The organism is Kitasatospora sp. NPDC005856, assembly GCF_040629945.1.
Lineage (GTDB): Bacteria > Actinomycetota > Actinomycetes > Streptomycetales > Streptomycetaceae > Kitasatospora.
The window spans coordinates 24599-49886 of record NZ_JBEXWT010000057.1; the positions used below are offsets into that span (position 1 = coordinate 24599).

23 protein-coding genes, 1 tRNA gene and 1 pseudogene are annotated in these 25288 nt (G+C 72.1%); 22 read left to right on the forward strand and 3 right to left on the reverse strand.

Annotated features, from left to right (window positions below; translation table 11 throughout):
- Positions 1 to 14: 14 nt before the first annotated feature.
- A complete protein-coding gene (locus tag ABZ449_RS28210) occupies positions 15 to 1577 on the reverse strand; it encodes a helicase HerA-like domain-containing protein (protein WP_360351548.1) in 1563 nt (520 codons plus the stop codon).
- Between the two features lie 192 nt (positions 1578 to 1769).
- On the opposite strand from ABZ449_RS28210, the gene ABZ449_RS28215 reads away from it, so the two are divergent.
- Together ABZ449_RS28215 and ABZ449_RS28220 are read left to right on the forward strand one after the other, a co-directional pair.
- Positions 1770 to 2066 (forward strand): type II toxin-antitoxin system VapB family antitoxin, encoded by a 297-nt coding sequence (locus tag ABZ449_RS28215; RefSeq protein WP_030061387.1) that lies wholly within the window; start codon positions 1770 to 1772, stop codon positions 2064 to 2066.
- A gap of 271 nt (positions 2067 to 2337) precedes the next feature.
- A complete protein-coding gene (locus ABZ449_RS28220) occupies positions 2338 to 3009 on the forward strand; it encodes a LytR C-terminal domain-containing protein (protein WP_360351607.1) in 672 nt (223 codons plus the stop codon).
- Between the two features lie 83 nt (positions 3010 to 3092).
- Here the strand turns inward: ABZ449_RS28220 and upp are convergent, their stop codons facing one another.
- The gene (gene upp / locus ABZ449_RS28225) at positions 3093 to 3728 is read right to left on the reverse strand and encodes a uracil phosphoribosyltransferase (protein ID WP_360351550.1); all 636 of its coding nucleotides are present in this window, start codon (positions 3726 to 3728) and stop codon (positions 3093 to 3095) included.
- 196 nt (positions 3729 to 3924) lie between these two features.
- Here upp and ABZ449_RS28230 point away from each other — a divergent pair, with 196 nt between their 5' ends.
- The 16 genes and pseudogenes from ABZ449_RS28230 (at position 3925) to ABZ449_RS28305 (ending at position 20015) form a co-directional block, all read left to right on the forward strand.
- Positions 3925 to 4128 (forward strand): hypothetical protein, encoded by a 204-nt coding sequence (locus ABZ449_RS28230; protein WP_360351610.1) that lies wholly within the window; start codon positions 3925 to 3927, stop codon positions 4126 to 4128.
- Between the two features lie 337 nt (positions 4129 to 4465).
- Positions 4466 to 5023, forward strand: a complete 558-nt coding sequence (locus tag ABZ449_RS28235) for a tRNA adenosine deaminase-associated protein (RefSeq protein WP_360351553.1) — start codon at positions 4466 to 4468, stop codon at positions 5021 to 5023.
- A gap of 50 nt (positions 5024 to 5073) precedes the next feature.
- Positions 5074 to 5601: a tRNA adenosine(34) deaminase TadA gene (gene tadA / locus ABZ449_RS28240; RefSeq protein WP_360351555.1), complete on the forward strand. Its 528-nt coding sequence runs from the start codon at positions 5074 to 5076 to the stop codon at positions 5599 to 5601.
- A gap of 67 nt (positions 5602 to 5668) precedes the next feature.
- A tRNA-Ser gene (locus tag ABZ449_RS28245) sits at positions 5669 to 5755 on the forward strand.
- Between the two features lie 436 nt (positions 5756 to 6191).
- On the forward strand, positions 6192 to 6392 hold the full coding sequence (locus tag ABZ449_RS28250) for a hypothetical protein (RefSeq protein WP_360351613.1): 201 nt from the start codon (positions 6192 to 6194) through the stop codon (positions 6390 to 6392).
- A gap of 94 nt (positions 6393 to 6486) precedes the next feature.
- A complete protein-coding gene (locus tag ABZ449_RS28255) occupies positions 6487 to 6780 on the forward strand; it encodes a Dabb family protein (RefSeq protein WP_360351558.1) in 294 nt (97 codons plus the stop codon).
- Positions 6781 to 7159: 379 nt separating this feature from the next.
- Positions 7160 to 7942, forward strand: a complete 783-nt coding sequence (locus ABZ449_RS28260) for an RNA polymerase sigma factor SigF (protein WP_049650155.1) — start codon at positions 7160 to 7162, stop codon at positions 7940 to 7942.
- 145 nt (positions 7943 to 8087) lie between these two features.
- Positions 8088 to 8993: an RNA polymerase sigma factor SigF gene (locus ABZ449_RS28265; protein ID WP_360351561.1), complete on the forward strand. Its 906-nt coding sequence runs from the start codon at positions 8088 to 8090 to the stop codon at positions 8991 to 8993.
- Positions 8994 to 9817: 824 nt separating this feature from the next.
- Complete coding sequence (locus tag ABZ449_RS28270) at positions 9818 to 12184, forward strand: hypothetical protein (protein ID WP_360351564.1); 2367 nt, start codon at positions 9818 to 9820, stop codon at positions 12182 to 12184.
- Between the two features lie 113 nt (positions 12185 to 12297).
- A complete protein-coding gene (gene pelF / locus ABZ449_RS28275) occupies positions 12298 to 13812 on the forward strand; it encodes a GT4 family glycosyltransferase PelF (RefSeq protein WP_360351567.1) in 1515 nt (504 codons plus the stop codon).
- On the forward strand, positions 13809 to 15329 hold the full coding sequence (locus tag ABZ449_RS28280; RefSeq protein WP_360351569.1) for a hypothetical protein: 1521 nt from the start codon (positions 13809 to 13811) through the stop codon (positions 15327 to 15329). Before pelF ends, ABZ449_RS28280 begins: the two co-directional genes overlap by 4 nt.
- A gap of 136 nt (positions 15330 to 15465) precedes the next feature.
- Positions 15466 to 16458, forward strand: a complete 993-nt coding sequence (locus ABZ449_RS28285) for an SDR family NAD(P)-dependent oxidoreductase (protein WP_360351572.1) — start codon at positions 15466 to 15468, stop codon at positions 16456 to 16458.
- Between the two features lie 75 nt (positions 16459 to 16533).
- Positions 16534 to 17235: pseudogene (locus tag ABZ449_RS28290) on the forward strand (sugar phosphate nucleotidyltransferase); the annotation flags it as partial.
- A 125-nt stretch (positions 17236 to 17360) separates the two neighbouring features.
- Positions 17361 to 18278, forward strand: coding sequence for an NAD(P)-dependent oxidoreductase (locus tag ABZ449_RS28295; RefSeq protein WP_360351575.1), 918 nt, complete (start codon positions 17361 to 17363; stop codon positions 18276 to 18278).
- Positions 18275 to 18970, forward strand: coding sequence for a spherulation-specific family 4 protein (locus tag ABZ449_RS28300; protein WP_360351578.1), 696 nt, complete (start codon positions 18275 to 18277; stop codon positions 18968 to 18970). The genes ABZ449_RS28295 and ABZ449_RS28300 overlap by 4 nt, the downstream gene beginning before the upstream one ends.
- 22 nt (positions 18971 to 18992) lie before the next feature.
- On the forward strand, positions 18993 to 20015 hold the full coding sequence (locus ABZ449_RS28305; protein WP_360351580.1) for an endo alpha-1,4 polygalactosaminidase: 1023 nt from the start codon (positions 18993 to 18995) through the stop codon (positions 20013 to 20015).
- Between the two features lie 54 nt (positions 20016 to 20069).
- Here the strand turns inward: ABZ449_RS28305 and ABZ449_RS28310 are convergent, their stop codons facing one another.
- Positions 20070 to 20270 (reverse strand): hypothetical protein, encoded by a 201-nt coding sequence (locus ABZ449_RS28310; protein ID WP_360351583.1) that lies wholly within the window; start codon positions 20268 to 20270, stop codon positions 20070 to 20072.
- Positions 20271 to 20423: 153 nt separating this feature from the next.
- On the opposite strand from ABZ449_RS28310, the gene ABZ449_RS28315 reads away from it, so the two are divergent.
- The 4 genes from ABZ449_RS28315 (at position 20424) to ABZ449_RS28330 (ending at position 25244) form a co-directional block, all read left to right on the forward strand.
- On the forward strand, positions 20424 to 21377 hold the full coding sequence (locus ABZ449_RS28315) for an aldo/keto reductase (protein ID WP_360351586.1): 954 nt from the start codon (positions 20424 to 20426) through the stop codon (positions 21375 to 21377).
- A 183-nt stretch (positions 21378 to 21560) separates the two neighbouring features.
- On the forward strand, positions 21561 to 21962 hold the full coding sequence (locus ABZ449_RS28320; protein WP_360351589.1) for a type VII secretion target: 402 nt from the start codon (positions 21561 to 21563) through the stop codon (positions 21960 to 21962).
- 13 nt (positions 21963 to 21975) lie between these two features.
- Complete coding sequence (locus ABZ449_RS28325) at positions 21976 to 24189, forward strand: hypothetical protein (RefSeq protein WP_360351591.1); 2214 nt, start codon at positions 21976 to 21978, stop codon at positions 24187 to 24189.
- A complete protein-coding gene (locus ABZ449_RS28330; RefSeq protein WP_360351594.1) occupies positions 24186 to 25244 on the forward strand; it encodes a hypothetical protein in 1059 nt (352 codons plus the stop codon). The genes ABZ449_RS28325 and ABZ449_RS28330 overlap by 4 nt, the downstream gene beginning before the upstream one ends.
- Positions 25245 to 25288 lie beyond the last annotated feature (44 nt).

Consider the following 25288-nt stretch of genomic DNA (forward strand, 5'->3'; position numbering starts at 1 on the left):
CCCCGGCCGGCCGCTCAGCGCCGCCGCTTGGACGTCCCGAACAGGCTGCGCGAGATCTCCTGCCCGAGCTGCTTGCCGGCCGAGCGCGCGAAGGACTTCACGGTCGGGTTGCTCAGCAGCGACCCGAGCAGCCCGCCCGCCCCCTTGGGCTCCTCCCGCCGTGGCGGGGACGGCGCTGGCCGATCCGCCGGTTCCGGCCCGGTGGGCGCCGCCTCCGGCCGGGGGGCGCGCGCCGCCAGCTTCTCGTACGCCGACTCCCGGTCGACCGCGTCCCGGTAGCGCGCCGTCAGCGGCGAGGCGTCCACCGCCGCCCGCAGGGCCGTCGCCTCGATCGGCCCCATCAGCGACTGCGGCGCCCGCAGCCTGGTCGCCGCGACCGGCGTCGGCGCACCCTTCTCGGAGAGGACGGTGACCACGGCCTCGCCGGTGCCCAGCGAGGTCAGCACCTCCCCGAGGTCGTACGAGGAGCGCGGGAAGGTCGAGACGGTGGCCTTGAGCGCCTTGGCGTCGTCCGGGGTGAAGGCGCGCAGCGCGTGCTGCACCCGGTTGCCCAGCTGCGCCAGCACGTCGGACGGGACGTCCCGCGGCGTCTGGGTCACGAAGAAGATGCCGACGCCCTTGGAGCGGATCAGCCGCACGGTCTGGGTGATCGCCTCCAGGAAGGCCTTGGAGGCGCCCTTGAACAGCAGGTGCGCCTCGTCGAAGAAGAACACCAGCTCGGGCTTGTCGAGGTCGCCCACCTCGGGCAGCTCCTGGTAGAGGTCGGCGAGCAGCCACATCAGGAAGGTGGAGAACAGCCGCGGCCGGTCCTGCACCCCCGGCAGCTCCAGCACCGAGACCACCCCCTTCCCCTCCGCGGTGGTCCGCAGCAGCTCGGCGGTGTCGAACTCGGGCTCGCCGAAGAACGCCCCGGCGCCCTCGTTCTCCAGCACGGTGAGCGCGCGCAGGATCACCCCGGCGGTGGCCGCCGAGAGCCCGCCGATGGTCCGCAGCTCCTCCTTGCCCTCGGGCGAGGCGAGGAAGGCGATCACGGCGGTGAGGTCCTTGAGGTCGTAGAGCTCCAGGCCCTTGCCGTCGGCGTAGTGGAACACCAGGCTGAGCGAGGACTCCTGGGTCTCGTTCAGGTCGAGCACCTTGGCCAGCAGCAGTGGTCCGAAGCTGGTGACGGTGGCCCGGATCGGGATGCCGCTGCCCTGCCCGCCGAGCGCGTAGAACTCGGCCGGGCAGCCCTGCGGCGCCCACTGCTGCCCCACCTCGGCGGCCCGGGCGGCGGTCCGCTCGCCCGGTGCCCCGGGCGCGGCGACGCCGGAGACGTCCCCCTTGACGTCGGCCAGGAACACCGGCACGCCCTGCCCGGAGAGCTGCTCGGCGATCAGCTGGAGGGTCTTGGTCTTCCCGGTGCCGGTGGCCCCGGCGACCAGACCGTGCCGGTTGAGCACGCCCAGCGGGATGCGCACCCGGGCGTCCGGGTACGCGGTGCCGTCCAGCAGCACGGCGCCGAGTTCGAGGGCGGGACCGGTGAAGGCGTACCCGTCGGCGATCTCCCGTACGGCCGGCGGGGTGAGGTCGGAGGACATCGGTGCACACTCCTGAGCGGATCGGAACGCTTCGGAACGCTTCGGCATCTGCGCGTAACCCGATCGGAATCGAGCGATGTTCGCGACATTTCCCATCAAACAGCCGCATTCGTCCATGCGCAGTTCACACCGGCGCGCGTGGCGGCGTCGCGGCTGCTGCGCCATCCGCCGCCCAAACGGTAGGCTTTCCGTGTGATCTTCAAGCGCATCGGCAATGGGCGGCCGTACCCGGATCACGGCCGGACGAGCACCCGCCAGTGGGCTGACGTCGCCCCGCGTCCGGTGCGGCTCGACCAGCTGGTGACCACCAAGGGTCAACTCGACCTCGAAACCCTTCTGGCCGAGGACTCCACGTTCTACGGGGACCTCTTCGCCCACGTGGTGAAGTGGCACGGCGACCTCTACCTGGAGGACGGCCTGCACCGGGCCGTCCGGGCCGCGTTGCAGCAGCGCCAGGTGCTGCACGCCCGCGTCCTCGAGATGGAGTGACGGCCCCTCCACACGGGCCGTCGGACCACCACGGGCATTCCGGACCGCCCCCTCGCCACCCGGCGGAGGGCGGTCCGCGCGTACCCCGGTACCCCCTTTCGGGTACCGGGGTACGCCAGATGATGATCGTTTAGTACCTTCTCAGCCGTACGGCACTACGCTGCTGACTACGGCCACGACCAGGGGATTCCGCCCGCACCGGGGGAGGCCCCACCCGGCCGATCCGTCATCCCGACCCCGCCCTGGTACGAGGGGGAGACAAACCGTGAGCATGTTGACTCCCCGAGGCCTCAAGGGGAAGCAGTACCGCGTCACCGGCAACACCTACCCGCGGTTGGGCCGGCCTCCGAAGAAGAGCCGCAAGGTGATCGCCGCGCTCGCCGGCCTGCTCGCCCTGGCCCTGATCGCGCTCGGCGGCGTGCAGCTGTACGACATCTTCACCGGCAGGAACAAGAACGCCTCGGCCCAGGCCTGCGCGACCCCCTCCGGCAAGGCGCTGGCCGCCCCGACGCCGGGGGCCACCCCGGGGGCCGACGCGCCCGCCGCCGCCCAGGGCGACCCGCACGCCGTCCCGCAGCCCTCGGCCGTCACCGTGAACATCTACAACGCCACCACCAAGGCCGGTCTGGCCGGCCGGACGGCGGAGGAGTTCAAGAAGCGCGGCTTCGTCATCGGCAAGGTCGGCAACGCCCCGGCCGAGCTGGACAAGAAGGTGCCCGGCACCGCCCAGGTGATCGCCGGTCCGGCCGGTGCCGGCGCGGGCACCCTGGTCGGCTCGCAGATCGCCGGTGCCGCCGTCACCGCCGACGCCCGCGCCGACGCCACCGTGGACTTCGTCATCGGCGACAGCTACAACGCCCTGCTGGACGAGACCCAGGCGGCCGCCGCCCTCGCCCTGGCCACCAGGCCCTCCCCCACCCCGACCGCCACCGGCAGCTGCTGAGCCGCCGCGGAACGAACACCGAGAGCCCCCGGCGGACGCGCTGCCGGGGGCTCTCGGTGTTCGGTGGTTCGGGCGGGGAGGGCTCAGCCGGCCGTGCCGTACAGCCGGTCGCCCGCGTCGCCCAGGCCGGGGACGATGTAGCCGTTCTCGTTGAGCCGCTCGTCCAGGGCGGCGGTGACCACGGTGACCGGCAGGTCCGCCAGCTCCCGCTGCATCACCTCGACGCCCTCGGGGGAGGCCAGCAGCACCACGGCGGTGACGTCGGTGGCGCCGCGCTCGATCAGCATCCTGATCGCGGCGACCAGGGTGCCGCCGGTGGCCAGCATCGGGTCGAGCACGTAGACCTGGCGGCCGGAGAGGTCGTCCGGCATCCGGGTCGCGTACGTGGAGGCCTCCAGGGTCTCCTCGTTGCGGACCATGCCGAGGAAGCCCACCTCGGCGGTCGGCAGCAGGCGGGTCATCCCGTCCAGCATGCCGAGGCCGGCCCGCAGGATCGGGACCACCAGCGGGCGCGGGTAGCTGAGCCGGGTACCGAGCGTGACCGCGACGGGCGTGGTGATCTCCACCTCGTCGGTGCGGACGTCGCGGGTGGCCTCGTAGGCGAGGAGGGTCACCAGCTCGTCGGTCAGGCGACGGAAGGTCGGCGAGTCGGTGCGCTCGTCGCGCAGGGTGGAGAGCTTGTGGGCGACCAGGGGGTGGTCGACGACGTGGAGACGCATGTACCGAGGTTAGCCCGGTCCTGGACGGGTGTACGACCCGCCGTGCCCCAGTCGGGCGCCGGTCCGGGTGACGTTTCCGTGACACGCCGTGACCTGCGGCGGATGTCCGGACGGAAGTGGCTCCTGTGGTATCAACCGGGCCGTTCTGGGAATGTCACCTCTTATGACGAGCAACCCGAACGCCGGGGACGGCTCGATGGACGAGCCCGTCGACGGGGCGGGCCGGAGCCCGGGCCCGCCGCACGACCACCCGGAGACCGAGGCGGAGCGCCGCAGGCGGCGGGCCGTCTTCCTGCGCGAGCTCACCGAGGCCCGCGAGCTGCGCGAGCGGGTGCAGCCCCGGCGGACCAAGGAGCGGCGGATGCGCGAAGCGATGCGGATGCGAACCTTCCGGATCTGACCCGCCCCGGCGAAGATCCGCCGGGCGAGGCCCGCACCGCCCCGACACGATCCTGACGCACGCCCGTCGGGCACCCCGACGGAGCCGGAAACGGCCCGGCGCGGCGCCGGCGGGCGTTCGGAGCAAATTTCGACCGGCTTCGGACCGCCGCGGCCCGACTTCACCGTCCGCCACCCGGTCCTTCCGACACGACCTGCAAAGACGCGCTGCCGAACACCCCCCGCGAGGGCGGGCTTTCTGTCACGATTCCGATGGGACGGTCCGAACAAGCGGACCGCCTCTGGCGCGGGGGCGGCCAGATTTCCGCGTCGCCCGTGCGCGCCGACAGCCGAGACCGATGATCTTGGGAGTGTCCCTGGTGGCGTACTTCGCTGCAGTGCTTGCTCGCACCGAGGACGGGTGGGATGTGAGCGAGACGGAGCTCGACGACGTCGAAACCCTGGCCGATCTGGCCGACCTGGCCCGCGACTGCGCCCAGGACGACGACAGCGTCCTGATCTTCATCGAACAGGAGGACGCCTGGTTCGCCATCGTCCGCGTGGACGGCGAGGAGGACCCGCGGATCTTCGTGTCGGACGGCGCCGCGGCCGCCCGCAGCTCCTACGGATCCGTCCTCACCGACGAGCTGGTCGACCAGGCCGGCGAGAGCGAGTTCGGCGACCTGGACCACCTGCTGGACGAGGCCGAGGAGGCCGAGGAGCAGGACGAGGAGGACGCCGAAGCGCGCGGCGGCGTCCCGGTCGGCCCGCTGGGCGACGCCCACCTGCTCACGGAGTTCGGTCTCGCCTCCGACGAGCTGCTCGCGCTCAGCGGCGAGGGCGCGGTCCCGGGCGACGCCCTGGAGGAGATCGCCGAGGCCCTCGGCTGCGGCGAGGTCCTGGAGGCCGTCCGGTAGCGGGGTCGGTCATGCCGGTGTCCACCACCGGATGCCCGACACTGGATGCCATGCAGCCCGCATCCACCCAGCTGACCGTCCCGCACCTCCCCCCGCTGCCCGCCCCCGTCCGCCCCGACCCGGTCCGTGACCGCTGGGCGGCGCCGATGCGCCTCGCCATGGCCGAGGCCGCGCTGGCGCCGGCCACCGGGGACGTGCCGGTCGGGGCGCTCGTCCTGGACCCGGACGGCGAGGTGATCGGACGCGGCCACAACGAGCGCGAGGCGATCGGCGACCCGACCGCGCACGCCGAGGTGGTCGCGATCCGGCAGGCGGCCGAGAAGACCGGGGAATGGCGGCTGAGCGGCTGCACGCTGGTCGTCACGCTGGAGCCGTGCACCATGTGCGCGGGCGCCATCGTGCTGTCCCGGATCGACCGGGTGGTCTACGGCGCCCTCGACGAGAAGGCCGGCGCGGCCGGCTCGCTCTTCGACGTGATGCGCGACCGCCGGCTCAACCACCGCCCCGAGGTGATCTGGGGCGTCCTCGCCGAGGAGTGCGGCGAGCAACTGCGCGCCTTCTTCGACACCCACCGCTGAGGGCCCGCCGGCCGCCGCGGCGATACGGATTTCGTGACTGCGCCACCCCTCCGGTAGAGTTCCTCTCGGTAGCGTGTCCGAGCGGCCAAAGGAGCACGCCTCGAAAGCGTGTGTGGGGGCAACTCCACCGTGGGTTCGAATCCCACCGCTACCGCTCGAAGCCCGAGGGCCCGTCCGATCCGGACGGGCCCTCGGCGTTTGTCCCGCCCCGGCGCAAGGGACCGGCGCCGGACGGGAGAAGAGAACGGCTCCGTACCCCGGGCCGATGACCACCGGTGCCCGGTCCGTACGGAGCCTGGAGGGGGAGCGGCTCGGGGGGACTGACCGCTCCCCCGGCGGAGTCCCACAACCGGCGCCGCGTCGGGGGGAAGCCGCGGCGACCGGTCCCACAGCGGGGAGCTCCGGATCCACGCACCGGGGATTCCTGCCAGATCCTCGGTACGTCCTCCATCCTGCCGCCCGGCCCGCGACGGGGCACCCGGAGAAAGGCCCCACTCACGGGGACCTTCGTCCCGCCGGCCGAACGCGTCACACACTTGATAGCCCGTCCGGGTGGATAAGCTGCCACCTGCAGGCCGCTCGGGGACCGGATGACGGCGGCCCACGGCTGGGAGGCAGGTCACCCGATGGCGCAGGCGAAGAAGATCGGCATGGCCCTCCTGCTCATCTTCGTGCTCTACTCGATCATCACCTCGCCCTCCCGCTCCGCCGAGCTGGTCCAGCTCGGGTTCGAGGGGATCTCGAACGCCGCCAAGGCGGTCGGCACCTTCATGACCGGTCTGATCAAGTGACGGACGGCTCCCACCCCTTCCGGTGGCGGCCGGCCCCCGCGCACCGGCTACGGTGAGCGGGACCCTCTGTCCCCGTCCGCGAGGAGCGGCAATCGTGATCCGCCACCTGGTCCTGTTCAAGCTCAACGAAGGCGTCAGCAAGGACGAAGAGCGTGTGCTCGCCGGCGCCAAGGCCTTCGACGCGCTCGGCGCGGTGATCCCCGAGCTGCGCGAGTGGGAGTGCGGCTGGAACACCACCGAGCGCGACATCGCGTACGACTACGCGATCAACAGCCTGGTCGAGGACCGGGACGCCCTCCAGGCCTACCTCACCCACCCGGACCACCAGGCCGCGGCCGGCCTCTGGCGCGAGTTCGCCACCTGGGTGATCGCCGACATCGAGGTCTGAGCACCCGTCCGAACCCCCGTCCGTCCGAACCGGCCCGCCCGATGCGCACCGCGGGCCCTTCCCCCGGACGGACCGCGGCGCCCCGCCCGGCCACCGGGCGGGGCGCTTCGCTCCGTCCCGGAACGACCCTTGCGGCGCTTCGCCGGCCGACCCGGGAAAGGTTGAACAGCCCACCAACACACCTCCGCCGGGTGCTTGCCCGACCTGTGCCCACCTTGTGATGCTATGACCGGTTTTGCCGGACATGGCGAGGTACCGAGCCAGCCGCGACACCCGATCCGCAGGGCCCGCCGTTGACGACTTTGGGAGGGGTGAGGTGTCGGTGGACGAAGTGCTGGCTGCGATCACCAGCCCGGCCGGCGAGCTCCGCCCGGACCGGCTGCGCGGCCCCGGCGGCCGCCCCGCCGTGGACGTCCGGACGCTGACCCGGGTGCTGTTCGAGCGGCTCGCCGAACTGCCCCCGGACGCCCCCGAGCGGGAGCGGGTGCGGGCCGCCCTGATCGAGGTCAACATCCCGCTGGTCCGCTACGCGGCCACCCGCTTCCGCAGCCGCAGCGAGCCGATGGAGGACGTCGTCCAGGTCGGCACCATCGGCCTGATCAACGCGATCGACCGCTTCGACCCCGGCCGCGGGGTCCAGTTCCCCACCTACGCGCTGCCGACGATCCTGGGCGAGATCAAGCGCTACTTCCGGGACAACGTCCGCACCATGCACGTCCCGCGCCGGCTCCAGGAGCTGTGGGTCCAGGTCAGCGGCGCGATGGAGGAGCTGACGGTGCTGCACGGACGGGTGCCCAAGGTGCCGGAGATCGCCGCCAGCCTGCGGATCCCCGAGGAGGACGTGCGGGCCTGCCTGGACGCCGGGCGGGCCTACAACGCCGCCTCCCTGGAGGCCGCGCAGGAGCACGAGGGCGGGCTCGCCCTGCTCGACCGGCTCGGCTACGAGGACTCCGCCCTGGCCGAGGTCGAGCACCGGGACATGGTCCGCCACCTGCTGGTCCAGCTCCCCGAGCGGGAGCGGCGGATCGTGATGCTGCGGTTCTTCGCCAACCTGACCCAGTCCCAGATCAGCACCGAGCTGGGGATGTCCCAGATGCACGTCTCCCGGCTGCTCTCCCGGATCCTGACCAGGCTTCGGACCGGCAACTCCTGGGAAGAGTGAGATTGCAGCCAGTTACCCGGGCGTGACATCTTGCGACGTTCGGGTTTGCCGTGGACCGTGTTCCGGTATGGAGGGGGAAGGCCCTCGCCCGGGAACCACCGCGCGACGGCCCCCGTTCAACCGACAGTCACAAGGGGGTGGGTGCATGTCCGGAGAGCTGGGCACTGCGGAGATCCACGCCGGCCGGGCCAACGGCACGGCCGTCGCCGAGGACCTGGTCCCGCGACAGCGGGTCGAACCGGTCCAGCCGCCCGGCCCCGCCGCGGGACCGGACACGCCGCCCGGCTCCGGGCTGGACACCCGGACGCTCTCCCGCTCGCTGTTCCTGCGGCTGGCCGCGCTGGACCCGGGCAGCGCCGAGCACACCTACGTCCGCGACACCCTGATCGAGCTCAACCTGCCGCTGGTCCGGTACGCCTCGGCGCGCTTCCGCAGCCGCAACGAGCCGATGGAGGACATCGTCCAGGTCGGCACCATCGGCCTGATCAAGGCGATCGACCGGTTCGACCCGGAGCGCGGGGTGGAGTTCCCCACCTTCGCGATGCCCACCGTGGTGGGCGAGATCAAGCGCTTCTTCCGGGACACCAGCTGGTCGGTCCGGGTGCCGCGGCGCCTCCAGGAGCTGCGGCTGGCGCTCACCAAGGCCGGCGACGACCTCTCCCAGCGGCTGGACCGCTCCCCCACCGTCGCCGAGCTGGCGGCCTGCCTGGGGGTCAGCGAGGAGGACGTGGTCGAGGGCCTCGCGGTCGGCAACGCGTACACCGCCAGCTCGCTCGACTCCAGCACCGGCGAGGAGGACAGCGACGGACCGCTGGCCGACCGGCTCGGCTACGAGGACCTCGCGCTGGAGGGTGTCGAGTACCGGGAGTCGCTCAAGCCGCTGCTGGCCAAGCTGCCGCCGCGCGAGCGCCGGATCATCATGCTGCGGTTCTTCGGCAACCTGACGCAGTCGCAGATCGGCGAGGAGATCGGGATCTCCCAGATGCACGTCTCCCGGCTGCTCACCCGCACGCTCACCCAGCTGCGCGAGGGACTGATCAACGAGGGCTGAGCCGGCCGGCGGGGGCCGGGCTCCACTCGGCCCCCGGGACGCCCGGCACCCTGCGAACCCGCATCGCGGACCGGCATCGCGGACCGGCGGAAGGTCGCTGAAGGTCGCGGAAGAGCGCGGAAGTGTGCGGAAGTGTGCGGAAGTCCGCTTTCCCCAGTATCAGATGATGAGATGTCACGCACCGTCGAGCGGCCGAGGCCCTCGGCGGTGACGCTGTTTCAGGCCACCTCCGCACGACGCCACCCCGCACCGCGGAATCCACCGCCCAGCCGTGCGAAACCCGCCCGGATCCCGGGCATTCGGCGCGCCGCGCAAACCGTGACCGCGTCCGACCAGCGGCGTTCCACCGCCCTCCGGTGACGCATTCCGTACGCCCGGGAATCCCGCCGACTCGGTATGCTGATCCACCACGCGAGCGCCTCCATTGCATATTCGGACTGTCACATGGCACAGCGCTGCCCGATATTGCATGAACCTGCCCAACCGGGCGGCGGGATGTGCAAGAGTGTCATGCGCAACGCCGACAGTGCAGGTGCCCCGTCCACCCCACTGAGCACACCCTCGGTAACCACGTGTAGCAGTCAGCTTCCGGTTTTTCATTTTCAATTCATTATTTGCGTCTCCGGCACGGTTCCGGTCACAATCAGCGCCTTCATGGCATCGCCATGAACGTTGGTAACAGGTTCGCTGCACTCTCGCCCAATTGGTCCCTCGCACCGCCGTCCCTCGACCAGGATGGGCCCGGGCAGCCTGCTGCCCGCGAACAGCTACACGGGCGGGCGAGCGTCGAGGAGCGCCTCGCCTGCCCCAAGGGGAGGATCACCATGGGTCGAGCGACCCGAAGAGTCGCCGCGTGCGCGGCGGCAGTCCTGCTGGCCAGCGGCTTGCAGACCACCCTGGCCCACGGCGAGACCACGCCGCCCAGGATCGACCTCACCATCCTGGTCGTCGACGACGGCGGCCCGTCCGTCGCCGCCATCACCGCCGAGCTGAAGAGCCAGGGCACGCCCTACAAGGTCGTCAGCCTCAATGACCCCAACCGTCCCGTCATCAACTCGGCTTTCCTGAGCGACACGGTGAACGGTCTGCCCCGGGGGAAGTTCCAGGGCATCGTGCTGCCCAATGAAAACCCCTTCCCCAACAGCGCCGCCGAGATGACGGCGATCGCGAGCTACGAAGCCGCATTCAGCGTCCGCCAGATCGACGCGTACACGTGGGCCAACCCGGCAGTGGGTCTGAACTACGCGCAGAATCCCGGATTCGTCGGCACTCTCGACGGATTCCAGGGCGCCACCACCGCGGCCGGAACTTCGGGCCCGTTCGGGTACCTCAAGGGCAGCGTCCCGTTCGAGGACAACGACGCGACCGTCAGCGAGAGCTACGGCTACCTGGCCACTCCGCTCGCCAGCCTGCCGGCCGGCGCCTCGTTCGTCCCTCTGGTCGACGCGCCGATACCCAACACGACCGCCCGCGGTTCGCTGGTCGGCGAGTACACCCACGACGGCCGCAAGGAACTGGTCGTCACGTTCGTCTACAACCAGTACCAGCAGCAGTACCGGCTGCTCGCCCGCGGCATGGTCGACTGGCTCACCCAGGGCGTCCACCTCGGCTACGACCGCAACTACTTCGCCACCCACGTGGACGACGTCTTCCTGGCCGACGACCGCTGGGACACCACGCTCAAGTGCACCCCCGGCGACGTCACCTGCCCGCCCGGCACCCCGGAGACCGCCAACCCGATCCGGATGACGGTCGACGACGCCGACCACCTCAAGCAGTGGCAGGCCGCCAACAACTTCACCCTGGACATGGTGTTCAACGGTGGCGGCAGCGAGGACTGGAAGGCCGATCACGAGACCACCGCCGACCCCACGGTGGACCGGATGATCGCCGACCAGAGCAGCTACCGGTGGGTCAACCACACCTACACCCACCCGTACCTGGGCTGCGTCCAGAACGTCACCGTGGTGCCGTGGGTCTGCTCCAAGAACACCGCGGGCGGCACGGTCTGGGTCGACCAGAACACCATCAACACCCAGATCAGGAACAACGCCGACTGGGCCACCGCGCGCGGCCTCCAGTTCGACCCGCAGACCCTGGTCACCGGTGAGCACTCCGGACTGCTGACCGCCCCGCAGGAGACCAGCGACAACCCGAACCTGGCGCCGGTGCTGGCCGCCAACGGCATCAAGTTCACCGCGAGCGACGCCTCCCGCGAGGCCGGCCAGCGGGCCGTCGGCACGTCCACGCTGACCGTGCCGCGGTACCCGATGAACGTCTTCTACAACGCCGCCACGGCGAAGGAGGAGACCGACGAGTACAACTGGATCTACACCAGCAAGGCCAACGGCGGCAGCGGCGTCTGCGAGAACAACGCCAACTCGACCTGCCTGTCGCAGCCGCTGGACGTCAACACCGGCTACCAGTCGTACATCGTGCCGCTGGAGGCCCGGATCGACCTCGGCCACGTGCTGAACAACGACCCGCGGCCGCACTTCGTGCACCAGTCGAACCTGTCCGAGGACCGCATCCTGTACCCGGTGCTGGAGAAGATCCTCGGCACCTACCGCTCGCTGCACGCGGACAGCGCCCCGATCGTGAACCTGAGCCAGCGCGAGATCGGCCAGGAGTTCCAGCGCCGCGCGGCCTGGAACAACGCGCTCGCCGCCGGTCAGGTCACCGCCTACCGGGTCGGCAACACCGTCACCGTGAACGCGCCGGCCGGCGTTCAGGTCCAGGCCACCATGCCGACCGGAACTGCTCAGAAGCTCGCCATCGGAACGGGCGGCTTCGGTTCGTCCTACGCCGGTACGCTCTCGGGTTGGGTGTCCCCGGGCGCGCTGCAGAGCAGCGTCACCCTGCAGCTGTCGTCCGCGCCGGCCGCCCCGGCCGCCGTCGCGCCGAGCGTCGCGGCCAAGTCCGTCCCGGCCCCGGTGCCGACGGACAAGAAGGTCGTGCCCCAGGGCGTCGCCACCCCCGTCCCGGTGGGCCCGAGCGACACCACGCGCAAGCCCGCTCCGTCCCTGGTCCCGGGTAGCGGAACCCCGGTGCCGGGCAAGGACGTCGTCGCTGGCACCATCGGTCAGGGCGGCAACGGCCACCACGGCGACACCGCTGCGACGAAGAACGGCAAGTCGTCTGGGGGGACGGCCACGCCGAGCAGCACCACCGGACGCTCCGGCAACCGGTAACCGGTACCACCCGCCGTCGGCGGGGCCGGGCCGGCACCCGGCCCGGCCCCGCCACGGCTCCCGTTCCGGCCATCCAGGCCGGAACCGACGCAAGAACAGGAGGGGGGACAGGAATGCGCGTCACCCTGCTCACCGAGGGGACGTATCCGCACCAGCACGGCGGCGTGAGCGTCTGGTGCGACCAGCTCGTTCAGGGCATGCCGGACGTCGAGTTCGACGTCATCGCCGTCACCGGAACCGGGCACGAACCACTGGCCTGGGAGCTGCCCGCCAACGTGCGGTCGGTCACCACCGCACCGCTGTGGGGGCCGGCCTCGGAAGGCCGGCCGCCCCGCGGCAAGGAGATGCGGCGCTTCCTCAACGCGTACGAGCGCTTCCTGCACTCCGTCCTCGATCCCGTCTACACCACCCACTTCGGCACCGAGCTGTACAACTTCGCCGACCTCGCCCGGCGCGGGCTGCTCAGCCCGGCGCTGCGCAGCGAGCGCGCGCTGCGCACCCTCCAGCACGTCTGGACCCGCGACTACCTGCCGACCGCCGTCTCCCGGCCCACCCTGCACGACGCCCTGAACGCCACCGACCTGCTGGAGCACGCCCTTCGGCCGCTCTCGGTCGAGCCGCCGAAGGACGGCGTCGCGCACGCGGCCAGCGGCGGGCTCGCCACCCTGCCCGGGCTGATCGCCGCCCAGCAGTACGGCGTACCGTTTCTGCTCACCGAACACGGCATCTACCTGCGCGAGCGCTACCTCGGCTACCGCACCGGCCCGTACCGCTGGCCGGTCAAGGCACTGCTGCTCGGCTTCTACCGGATGCTCGCCGAGGAGAGCTACCGGCAGGCCGCGCTGGTCACCCCCGGCAACCGGTACAACCGGCGCTGGGAGGAGCGCGGCGGCACGCCGTCCTCGCACATCCGCACCGTCTACAACGGGGTGGACCCGGCCGCGTTCCCGCCGGCCGGCCCCGAACCCGAGACTCCGACCCTCAGCTGGGCCGGCCGGGTCGACCCGATCAAGGACCTGGAGACGCTGATCCGGGCCTTCGCCATCGTCCAGCAGGAGATCCCCGAGGCGCGGCTGCGGCTCTTCGGCGGCACTCCCAAGGGCGGCGAGGCGTACCGGGACCGCTGCATAGCCCTGGCCGCCGAGCTCGGCATAGCCGAGTCGGTGGCCTTCGAGGGCCGCGTCGCCGACATCACCGACGCGTACGCGGCGGGCAACGTGGTCATGCTCTCCAGCATCAGCGAGGGCTTCCCGTTCACCCTGATCGAAGCGATGTCCTGCGGCCGCGCGACCGTCTCCACCGACGTCGGCGGCGTGCGCGAGGCCGTCGGCGACACCGGACTGGTCGTCCCGCCGCGCGAGCCCGAGCCGATGGCGGCCGCCGCGATCGAGCTACTGCGCGACGCCGAACGGCGCGCCCGGCTCGGCGAGGGCGCCCGGCTGCGGGTGATCGAGCAGTTCACCCTCCGCCAGAACATCGACGGCTTCCGCGGGATCTACACCGAACTCCTGGGCACCGCCCGCTGGATGCCCGGCGGCGTGGTCGCCGTCACCGACCAGGTCCCCAGCCCCGACTGGGACCAGCAGCTGGCCGCCGCCCGCCCCGAGCCGAGCGAGGTCGGAGCGTGAGCGGTCCCTTGCGGCTGGTGCCGGACGAAGCCGGGTCCGAGCACACCGTGCAGCTGCGCACCCTGCCGCTCAAGCGCCGTCGTCCCGCCCCGCCGGAGCCGGATCCCGAGGACTCGCTCTACCTCTCCGCGGACCCGCTGGACGAACTCGCCGAGCGCCTGCGCGACGTCTGCGCCGACGCCGTCCACCCGTACGAGATCGCGGCCTTCCTGGAGTCCGACGGCCTCTCGGACGAGCAGGCCGCCCTGCTGTACGGCCGCCCCGACGCCTTCACCGTCGCCGAGGAGCTGTTCGAGAAGGTCCAGCGCCGCTACCCCGGCCCGAGCTCCGAGTTCGCCAACCCCTGGCGGGCCGACCCCTGGCGCTGCGTGGTGCGCGGCCTGGTCTTCGCCCTGCCGGGGCTCGGCTACCTGCTCGGCGCCGGCCTGTTCGCGACCACCCGGACGCGCTTCGGCCTGCCCTCGGGCATGCTCGCGCTGTCCGTCGCCACGCTGGTCAGCTGGGGCTTCAACCAGGCGCTGGCGCACCGCGCCTACCGCTGGCTGGGCCGGGGGCGCCGCCGCGAGGCCGCGGTCTGCCTGGCTGTCGGCGCCCCTGCCGGCGCGCTGGTCGCGGCCGCCGCCGCGTACGTGGTCGGCGGGCCGCTCGGCGCGCTGTGCTTCGCCGCCGGGCAGTCCTGCTACCTGGGCGCGGCCACCGTGCTGCTGGTGCTCGGGCGGGAGAAGTTCCTGCTGCTGTCGCTGGCCCCGGCCTCGGTCGGCGCGGGCGTGGTGCTGGCGGTGGACGTCCCGCAGCTGGTCCGTACGGTCGTGCTGCTCGCGTCGGTGGCCCTGGCGGTCGGACTGGCCGTCAGGGAGCTGCTGGTCTGCGTCCGCGGCGGCGAGCGGGACTCCGTCGAGCTGAAGCTGCCGGTCCGCCAGGAGGTCCCGCACCTGCTGTTCGGCCTGGCCTGCGGCGCGCTCACGCTGATCGCCGGCCTCGGCGGGACCATCCACCAGGCCGTGCAGACCGGTGGCCACCCCGCGCAGGCCACGTCGACCACCCCGACCGGCCCGGCCATGATCGCGCTGACGCTGAGCCTGGGCCTCGCCGAGTGGCTGCTCTTCCGCTACCGGGCGCTGGCGGTCGCCGCGCTGCGCACCAGCCACACCACCGGCCAGTTCTCCCGCCGCACCGGCGCGATCCTGCTCGGCTGCCTGTTCATCTACCTCACCACCGTGGCCGCGCTGGACGCCGCCGCGACCGTGCTGTGGCCCGGCGCCCCCGCGCTCGGCGTACCGCAGCTCGGCGCGATGCTGCTCCTCGGCGGCTCGCTCTGGCTGGCGCTGCTGCTGAACGCCTTCGGGTTCAGCTGGAGCACCGCCCTCGTCTGTCTGGCCGCCGCGGTCGCCGAGAGCGCCGGGCTGCTGGCAGGTGCGGACCCGATCGTCCTGCAGCTGATCGGCTGCGGGGCGGCCGCCGTCGTCCTCACCGCACTCGCCGGGCCCGCGCTCGGCCGCACCACCCAGCACCGCTGAACACATCGAATATCCCGCACGCCTCCATTCGCGTGCACCGCCGTACCCGTTTCACCTGAGACACCCACCGGGCCAACGGCGGCCGGCCTCCGCAGGACGACCGGCCGCCCCGGCAGATCGAGAAAGCGAAATCCGCATGAGCAGCGTCGCGGTTACCGGAGCCGAGGGCTTCATCGGCTCCCACCTCGTCGAGACCCTGGTCGCCGACGGGCACCACGTCCGCGCGATGGTCCAGTACAACTCGTTCTCGTCCTTCGGCTGGCTGGAGACCCTGTCCGAGGAGGTGCTGGACTCGGTCGAGATCGTCCTCGGCGACGTCCGGGACCCGGGCTCGGTCAACGGCCTGGTCAAGGGCACCGAGGCGGTCTACCACCTGGCCGCCCTGATCGCGATCCCCTACTCCTACCGCGCCCCCCACTCGTACGTGGACACCAACGTCACCGGCACCCTGAACGTGCTGGAGGCCGTGCGCCACCTGGAGGTCCCCCGCCTGGTGCACACCTCCACCAGCGAGACCTACGGCACCGCGCAGACCGTGCCGATCACCGAGGACCACCCGATCAACACCCAGTCCCCGTACGCCGCCTCCAAGGCCGGCGGGGACCGGCTGGCCGACAGCTACCACGCCAGCTTCGAGACGCCGGTCGTCACCCTGCGCCCGTTCAACACCTACGGCCCGCGCCAGTCGATGCGCGCCGTCATCCCCACGGTGATCGCCCAGGTCGCGGCCGGCCAGACCGAGATCACCCTCGGCGACCTGCGCCCGACCCGCGACTTCATGTTCGTCAAGGACACCGCCAACGCCTTCCGCACGGTGGGCACCGCGCCCGCCGAGGCGGTGGTCGGCCGGACCTTCAACGCCGGCACCGGCGGCGAGATCTCGGTCGGCGACCTGGTCACCCTGGTCGGCAAGCTGATGGGCGTGGACCTGGTGGTGAAGGAGGACGAGCAGCGCATCCGTCCGACCAACTCCGAGGTCATGCGCCTGGTCGCGGACGCGACCCGGCTGCGCGAGGCCACCGGCTGGGCCCCGGACTTCAGCCTGGAGCAGGGCCTGGAGCAGACCATCGAGTTCTTCCGCGACCCGGCCAACCTGGCCCGCTACAAGACCGACATCTACAACGTCTGATCCGCCGCAACCGATCTTGCTCGTCCTGGTAACCAAGGTTCGTGTCCTGCACATCCTTTCCGTGGGGGAAACACCATGCACGCAGTGATCCTGGCCGGCGGTAAGGGCGTCCGTCTCCGCCCGTACACCACCGCGCTTCCCAAGCCGCTCGTCCCGATCGGCGACCAGCACGCGATCCTGGAGATCGTGATGCGCCAGCTCGCCGCCGCGGGCTTCCAGAGCGTCACCCTGGCCATCGGCCATCTCGGCCACATCATCCGCGCCTACGTCGGCAACGGTTCGCAGTGGGGCCTGCGGGTCGGCTACGCCGTCGAGGACAGCCCGCTCGGCACCATGGGCCCGCTGCTCACCATGCAGGACCGCCTGCCCGAGCACTTCCTGGTGATGAACGGCGACATCCTGACCGACCTGGACTTCGCCGGGGTGCTCAAGCACCACGAGGCGTCCGCCGCCCCGCTGACCATCGCCACCTACGCCCGCCAAGTCAAGATCGACTTCGGTGTGCTGACCACCGCCGAGGGCAGCGTCACCGGTTTCCAGGAGAAGCCCAGCATCGACTACCGCGTCTCGATGGGCGTGTACGGCGTGTCCCGCTCGGCGCTCGCCAAGTACACCCCCGGCCTGCCGCTGGGCTTCGACGAGCTGGTGCTGGACCTGCTGGCCGCCGGCACCCCGCCGTCCGCGTACGAGTTCGGCGGCTACTGGCTGGACATCGGCCGGCCCGACGACTACGACCGGGCCAACGCCGAGTTCTCCACCATCCGCCCGGTCCTGATGCCCTTCGAGTCGACCCCCCTCACGCCGAGCGTGGCGGAGCTGCCGATCCCGGCCGCCCGCACCGCCCCGGACGACGAGCCCGCCGAGCCCGCCACCGCGGGCGTCAAGAGCGACGGACGGGCCGCGTGAGAATCCTGCTCCTCGGCGGCGACGGCTTCCTCGGCCGTCACGCCACCGCCGTCCTGCGGTCACTGCCCGGTGCCACCGTGCTGACCGCGGGCCGGCGGCCCGCCCACGATCTCCGGCTGGACCTGGCCACCGCCCAGGCCGGCCCGCTCGGCGAGGAACTGTCCGCGCTGGCCCCCGACGTGGTGGTCAACTTCGCCGGCGCGGTGGCCGGCAGCGCGGTCAAGCTCGCCGAGGTGAACGCCCGCGGCCCGGCGGTGCTCTGCGAGGCGCTCTCCCTCGGCGCCCCGAAGTCCCGCCTGGTGCACATCGGTTCGGCCGGCGAGTACGGCGTCTGCGCGCAGGGCGAGTCGCTCGCCGAGGATGCGGACGCGCGTCCGGTCGGCGTGTACGGCGCGACCAAGCTGGCCGGCTCCCTCGCGGTGGCCGGCTCGCCGCTGGACGCCGTGGTGCTGCGGGTGTTCAACCCCGTCGGCCCCGGCGCCCCGGCGGGCTCGCTGCCCGGACGGCTGGCCGCCGAACTGCGCCGGGTGGCGCCCGAGGGCGCCGACGGCGTGATCACGGTCGGCGACCTCTCCGCCTACCGCGACTTCGTCGACGCCCGGGACGTGGCCGGGGCCGTCGGCCTGGCCGTCACCGCCGACCGTCCGCTCCCCCGGGTGCTCAACCTGGCCTCCGGGCGGGCCCGGCGGGTCCGGGAGATCGCCGACGGGCTGGTCGCCGCGGCCGGCTTCACCGGCCGGATCGACGAGAGCGGGGCGGGCTCCGAGCGCTCGGCCGCGGTCTCCTGGCAGCAGGCCGACGTGTCGGCCGCCGCCCGGGAGCTGGGCTGGCTGCCGGAGACGGACCTCGCCGACACCCTGCGCGACCTGTGGCTCGGCACCGCCGCGCCCGCGTCCGACCCGGTGGTCGCATGACCGCCGGGCAGACCCCCGACGGCCGCCTGCTGGTGCCGCTGTACGTCCACCCCGCGGTGGACCCGGCGGCCTGGCAGGCGGTCGCCGCCGCCGACCCGGACCGGATCGCGGCCGTCGTGCTCAACCTCGCCGACGGCCCCGGTGAGTTCCCGGACCACGTCTTCTCCGAGGCGGCCGACCGGCTCCGCTCCGCCGGCCTGCCGTTGGTCGGCTACGCCGACACCGACTACGGCCGCCGCCCGCACTCGGCCGTGGTGGCCGACATCCTGACGTACCGTCAGCGACACGGCATCACCGGCGTCTACCTCGACCAGGTCACCACCCACCCGGGCGCGCTCGCGCACTACCGGCGGCTGGCCACGGCCGCCCGCGCGGCCGGCTGCGGCACCGTGGTGTTCGGCCACGGCGAGCACCCGGACCCGGGCTACGCCGAGGTCGGCCTGGCCGACCTGCTGGTGACCTTCGAGGGCGACTGGGACGCCTACCGCGACATGGCGATGCCGCTGTGGACCGGCCGGCACGCGGCCTCCCGCTTCTGCCACCTGGTCTACGACGTCCCCGCCGAACACGCCCAGGACGCCGCCGCCCTGATCGCCGCCCGGCGAGCCGGCGTCGGCTGCGCCGTACCGGGAGCCGGGGAGAACCCCTGGCGCACCCTGCCGTACGGCCTGAACGCCGCTGAACTGACCTGACCCGATCCGGAGTCCGACTACCGTGAACCGTCGTAACCGGCTGCTTCCGGCCGCCCTGGCCCTCGCCACCGCCACCGCCCTGCTGGTCAGCTCGTGCAGCAGCTCGGGTTCGGAGGACGACCAGGACTCTGCCGAGGGCACCCCGAGCAACTCCCCCGCGGCCACCGCGCCGAGCACCCCCGGCACCCCCGACGCGACCACCACCGCCCCGGGCACCCCGGTCCCCGGCGCCACCGCCCCCGGCACCACCGCGCCGGCCCCGGGCACCCCGGCCGGCAGCCCGCCGCCCGCCACGACGCCGGGCACCGGCACCCCGCCGGGCAGCCCGGCACCGCCGCCGGCCGGCGCCCGCTGGCAGCCCACCCCCGGCCTGGCCTGGCAGTGGCAACTCGGCGGCGGCGTGGACCAGTCGGTGGACGTCCCGGTCTACGACATCGACGGCTTCGAGAACGACGCCTCGGTGGTGGCCGCGCTGCACGCCAAGGGCCGCAAGGTGATCTGCTACATCAACGCCGGCTCCTGGGAGGACTTCCGCCCCGACTCCGCCGCCTTCGCCAAGTCCCTCCAGGGATCGGACACCGGCTGGAAGGGCGAGAAGTGGTTCGACATCCGCAAGCTCGACCAGCTGAGGCCGCTGATGGCCACCCGCTTCGACATGTGCCGGAGCAAGGGCTTCGACGCCGTCGAGCCGGACACCATCGAGGCCTACAACCAGAACAGCGGCTTCCCGCTGACGGCCGACGACCAGCTCAGGTACAACCGGATGCTGGCGCAGCTCGCCCACGAACGCGGCCTGGCCATCGGCCTGAAGAACGACCTGGACCAGATCCCGGCGCTGCTCCCGGACTTCGACTTCGCGGTCAACGAGGAGTGCGCGCAGTTCGACGAGTGCGACCGGGTCGCCCCCTTCGTCAAGGCGGGCAAGGCGGTCTTCCACGTCGAGTACAAGCTCGACACGGACCGGTTCTGCGGCAAGGCCAAGTCGCTGGGCTTCAGCTCGATGCGCAAGAAGCTCGAACTGGACGCCTGGCGCAAGCCCTGCTGACGCGTTCCTCTCCCGTCGCGCGGGTGACCCGGACGAGGGCCACCCGCGCGAGGGTCACTTGACCGCCAGCCAGATCACGCCGCCCAGGACGACCAGCGCGACGACGGCGACCAGCGCGATCACGCCGGTGCGGCTGCCGCTCTTGCCGCTGCTGTAGGTGGAAACGTTGCCCGGGGCCTGGGGGGCCGGGCTCTCGTCGACGAACGCCCGGAACATCTGGGTGCTGCCGGCGGAGTCGTAGTCGTTGTCAGCCATGGCACGGACTCTAACGAATCGGCCCACCTCGGGCACACCCCGGACCCCCGTCGCACGGAACACACCACCCCCACGTGCGACGGCGGTGCGACGGCTCCGTGAACACCGCGCGGTTCCGGAATGACCGGCCGCGCCATCCGGTTGACTTCCCCCATGACCGGAAACCACAGCCGGGTGCGCCTCGGCACCTCCGACCTGTCCGTCTTCCCGCTCTCCCTCGGCGGCAACGTCTTCGGCTGGACGGCCGACGAACAGCAGTCCTTCGCCGTCCTGGACGCCTACGCGGCCGCGGGCGGCAACTTCGTCGACACCGCCGACGTCTACTCCTCCTGGGCCCCGGGCAACACCGGCGGCGAGTCCGAGACCGTCCTCGGCAACTGGCTGCGCAGCCGCGGCAACCGCGAGGACGTCGTGATCGCCACCAAGGTCGGCATGCACGCCGAACGCAGCGGCCTGGGCGCCGCCAACGTCAAGGCCGCGGCCGAGGACTCGCTGCGCCGCCTGGGCGTCGAGCGGATCGACCTCTACTACACCCACCGGGACGACGACACCCCGGTCGAGGAGTTCGTCACCGCGCTGGACGAACTGGTCCGCGAGGGCAAGGTCCGGGCGGTCGCCGCCTCCAACATCTCCGCCGAGCGGCTCACCGAGGCGCTGGCCTTCGCCGAGCGCGAGGGCCTGGCGAAGTACGTCGCCGTCCAGCCGCACTACAACCTGGTCTCGCGCGGCACCTTCGAGGGCCCGCTGGCCGACGTGGTCGCCGAGCACGGCCTGGCCACCGTCCCGTACTACGCCCTGGCCTCGGGCTTCCTGACCGGCAAGTACCGTCCGGGCGTCGACGGTGTGGACAGCGCCCGCGCCGAGGGCGCCGCCCGCTACCTGGCCGAGCCGCGCGGCCCCAAGGTGCTGGAGGCGCTGGACACCGTCGCCGCCGAGCTGGAGGTGGAGCTCGCCTCCGTCGCCCTGGCCTGGCTCGCCGCACGGCCGACGGTCGCCGCGCCGATCGCCAGCGCACGCACCGTCGAGCAGCTCCCGCCGCTGCTGGCCGGTGCCGCCCTGGAGCTCACCCCGGAGCAGACCGCCCTGCTGGACGCCGCCTCTGCCTGAGCCCGGAACCGCACCGTTCCCCCGCGGGCCGCGAACTCGCCCACCCGGGCGCCGTTCGCGGCCCGCTGCGCTCCCGATCGTCCGCTGGTCCGGGAACCATCGGCGGGGCTGACAAGTCATGGTCAATGAACGATCAAGCACTGACCAAGACTTCATGACCACGACGTCAATACGGGGGACGCTTTGGCCGACAATCCTGCCTGGGACGGTCTGTTCGACGACGAGGACCGGAAGAAGTACGCGAGCATGCGACTCAACTCCGCCGGCGGGGGCGGGGGCGGTGGTGGCGGCAAGGTGACCGTCACCCCCGCCGACCTGAAGGCGCGGGCCGGCACCGTCGACGAGATCAGGGGCAACTTCCACACCGTCGACGACAACGCCCAGGAGAAGACCACCAACGCCTATGCCTCGCTGACCAGTTGGCAGACCGGTCCGGAGCTGCGCAACCGCTCCATCCGGTGGGACAGCCAGGTGTCCACGCTCGGCAACCTCCTCTACGACCTCGCCCAGCGGCTACGGAAGACCGCCGACCAGTACACGGCGACCGAGAACGCCAACAAGCAGAACCTGTCCGGCGGGAACTGAGGGGGCCACCACCGTGCTGACCTACGAGATCGTCCGCAACGCCAAGTTCGACGCGCTGCACGCGGCCGCCGAGGAGTGGAAGACCCTCCAGGCCCGCTACACCGGCTTGAAGGACCGGCTGACCAACGAGGTCGCCAACAAGCTGGCCGCCGGCTGGGAGGGCGAGGCCGCCACCCAGGCCCGCGCGCAGATCCAGAAGGCCGCCGAGCAGATCGACGCCGCCGGCAAGGAGTCCGCCGACATCAGCGGGCTGCTCGCCGACGCCGCCCAGCAGTTCGCCGCCGCCCAGGCCCGGCTGAAGAAGATCGCCGACGAGGACGGCCCGGCCAATCACCTCCAGGTGGACGGCACCGGGAAGGTCACCGACGTCCATCCGCTGCTGAAGGACAAGACCGCCCACAACGACCCGGACTACCAGACGGTGTTCCTGCCGCAGCGCAAACGCGCGGTGGAGGACCTGGTCCACAGCCTCGAAGCGGCGCTCCAGCAGGCCGCCGACGCGGACCAGGCCGCCGCCTGGGCACTGCGCTCGGACCCGAACGGCGCGAACGACTACTCGTTCAACGCGAACGGCTACAAGAGCCTCACCGAGGCCACCGAGGCCCGCAAGGACCTCGCCGACGCGCTCACCCTGGCCGGAAAGGGCGGTGGCAACCTCTCGGTCGAGGAACTGACCAGGCTCAACGCCCTGCTGGAGAAGCGCAAGAACGACCCGACCTTCGCCGAGCAGTTCGCCACCACGCTCGGCCCGCGCGGCACCCTGGACTTCTGGCGCGACGCCAACGACCCGACCAAGTTCGGTGCGTACAGCAAGGAACGCAACGAGGCCATGAAGAAGCTCCAGACCTCGCTGGGCGTGACCCTGGGCACCGCCACCCAGAGCCACTCCCAGTCCATGCAGGACTGGAAGAACGAGATGATCAAGCTCGGTCCCCAGCTCGTGACGCGCGACCACGGTGGCCCGCTGCCGCGGGGCTACCAGCTGATGAGCAGCCTGATGCGCTCCGGCGAGTACGACACCGACTTCCTCAACTCCTACGGCGAGAGCCTGCTCAAGTTCGAGCGCGACGCCGACATGCGTCCGCAGGGGCTCTGGGTGCCGATGTCCACCGACCCGAGGTGGGACCACCTCACCGAAGGCCGTGGCGGCGATCCGGTGGCCGGGTTCCTGGAGTCGCTCAGCCACAACCCGGTGGCCTCCACCCGCTTCCTGGACCCGGGCGATCCGCGAACCAACGACAACCTCAAGTACCTGCTGGACGACCGCCATTGGCCGGACGAGATCAGCCGCCAGGCCAAGTACGTCCAGGACAAGCACTCGCTCGGCCTGGCCATCGAGGCCGCCGCCACCGGCGACCGGGCGGGCCAGGAGGACGGCGTCCGGCACCACAGCGAGGCCCAGGCCCGGGTCATGCGCGACTCCATCAACATGCTGGACGGCGGCATCAAGAACGAAGGACTCCCGGACGGCATGCAGCGCCCGATCGCCAACGCGCTGGCCGACTACGCCGCCGACACCCACGACATCCTCTCCGGCACCAACCGCGCCGCGAAGGACCACTCGGGCGAGGACGCCAGCGGCGTCTGGGTCGACCCGGTCACCGGGGAGGCCAGGATGGCCACCGACAAGGGCTCGCTGATCCGGGTCCTGCGCGGCGTCGCCGACGACCCCGAGTCCCACCACATCGTCCAGCAGGCCGAAATGGTGCACGTCGCCCAGCAGCTCGCCGAACTCCCGCCGAACGTGGGCGAGAAGGAGTGGAAGGGCGTGATGGCCAACTCCTCGGTCGCCCTCGGCGTGTACGACGCCGTCCAGGCCGACGCGATCCTCGACCAGCGCGACGACGACACCAAGGTCGCGGCCTGGCGGGCCAAGGGCATGTACCAGGGCATCGGCACCCCGCTGAAGCTGGTCCCGATCCCCGGGGTGGCGGACGTGGCCCAGAGCCTGCTCGGCAGTGGGATCATGGGCTGGCAGATGAACGCCACCGAGGAGATCAACGCAGCCGCGGCCGGCAAGATCGAGGCGAACACCCTTACCGGCGCCAACGGCCGCAGCGGACACGAGGGGATCAGCGCCATGGTCGAGAAGTGGCAGCAGCAGCGGGCCGGCCTCAACCCCGACGCCCCGGCCGTCGACTGGGACGAGCAGCAGATGCGGACGATCTACAACACCGGTCGCAGCGACGCCGCCTCCGCCCTCGGCCGCGGGGGCGAGAACAAGTGACGCCCGATCCCGCGGAACCGCGCGGGGCGCGTCGGCGGTGGCGGCTTCCGGTCGCCGCCGCCGTCGGGCTGGTCCTCGCCGCCGGCGCCGTGTTCTACCTGGGCGGCGGGTACGACCGCTGGCAGGACGGCCGCTCGCTGGCCGGGCTCTGCCACGGCAGCGTGGACACCTCCGAGGTCAGGGCCCTGCTCGGGGTCGACCGGGTGCGCGGCAAGGACGCCGAGGCGCCGGAGGGCCTGGCCGCCTGCTCCGTGGACAGCGCCGGACATCCCGGCAACGGCTATCTGGACGTCCGGATCGACCGGGGTCCGGAGGGGATCGGCAAGGCACTGCACACGCTCGGCCGGGACCGTCCGAGCCTCGCCACCACCATGGTGATGCCGCTCGGCCACGGCCGCCGGGGCGTGCTGGACCTCCAGGGCCGGGCCGGCGCGACCGCCGTGGTCGCCCTGGCCTGCCCCGATCGGGGCAAGGAGGAGCTGCTGGTCACCGTCCACACCATCCCCGCCGACGGCAACTACCTCCTCGGCGACCCGGCCCAGCGGGCCCGGTTCGCCCGGATCGCCGCCCGGGCCGCGGACGGTGCCGCCCGGGTCTGGGGCTGCACCGCGCCCGCCGGACCGGAGATCACCGAGGTCCCCGCGGACACCCGGTACGCCAAGGTCCCGGACGGCGCGGCGAGCGGCACCTGCGCCGGACTGCCCGGTCTCACCAACGAGTCGCCCGCGGACCCGAACGCCCCGGTCGAGGACTGCTTCCTGTACGCCGGCCAGGACACCCCGCGCTTCCGCCTGGGGGCGTACTACCCGCCGTTCGCGGACGTCCTCCCCTCGGTGGCCGACTACCCGGTCACCGGCCCGGCCGGTGGCAAGGACGGACTGGCCTGGGCCACCGCCACCTGCCCGGGCGGCGCCACCGCCCTCTTCACGGTGGACACGGTGTTCGACGGTGACCGGGCCGGCGCACCCGACCCGGCCCTGGAGAAGGACGCCCTGCGCACCTTCGCCACCCGCTCCGCCCAGCGCCACGGCTGCTCGGCGCCGCAACTGCCCTGAGAACACGGAAACGGGCCCCCGGCAGCGCGATGCCGGGGGCCCGT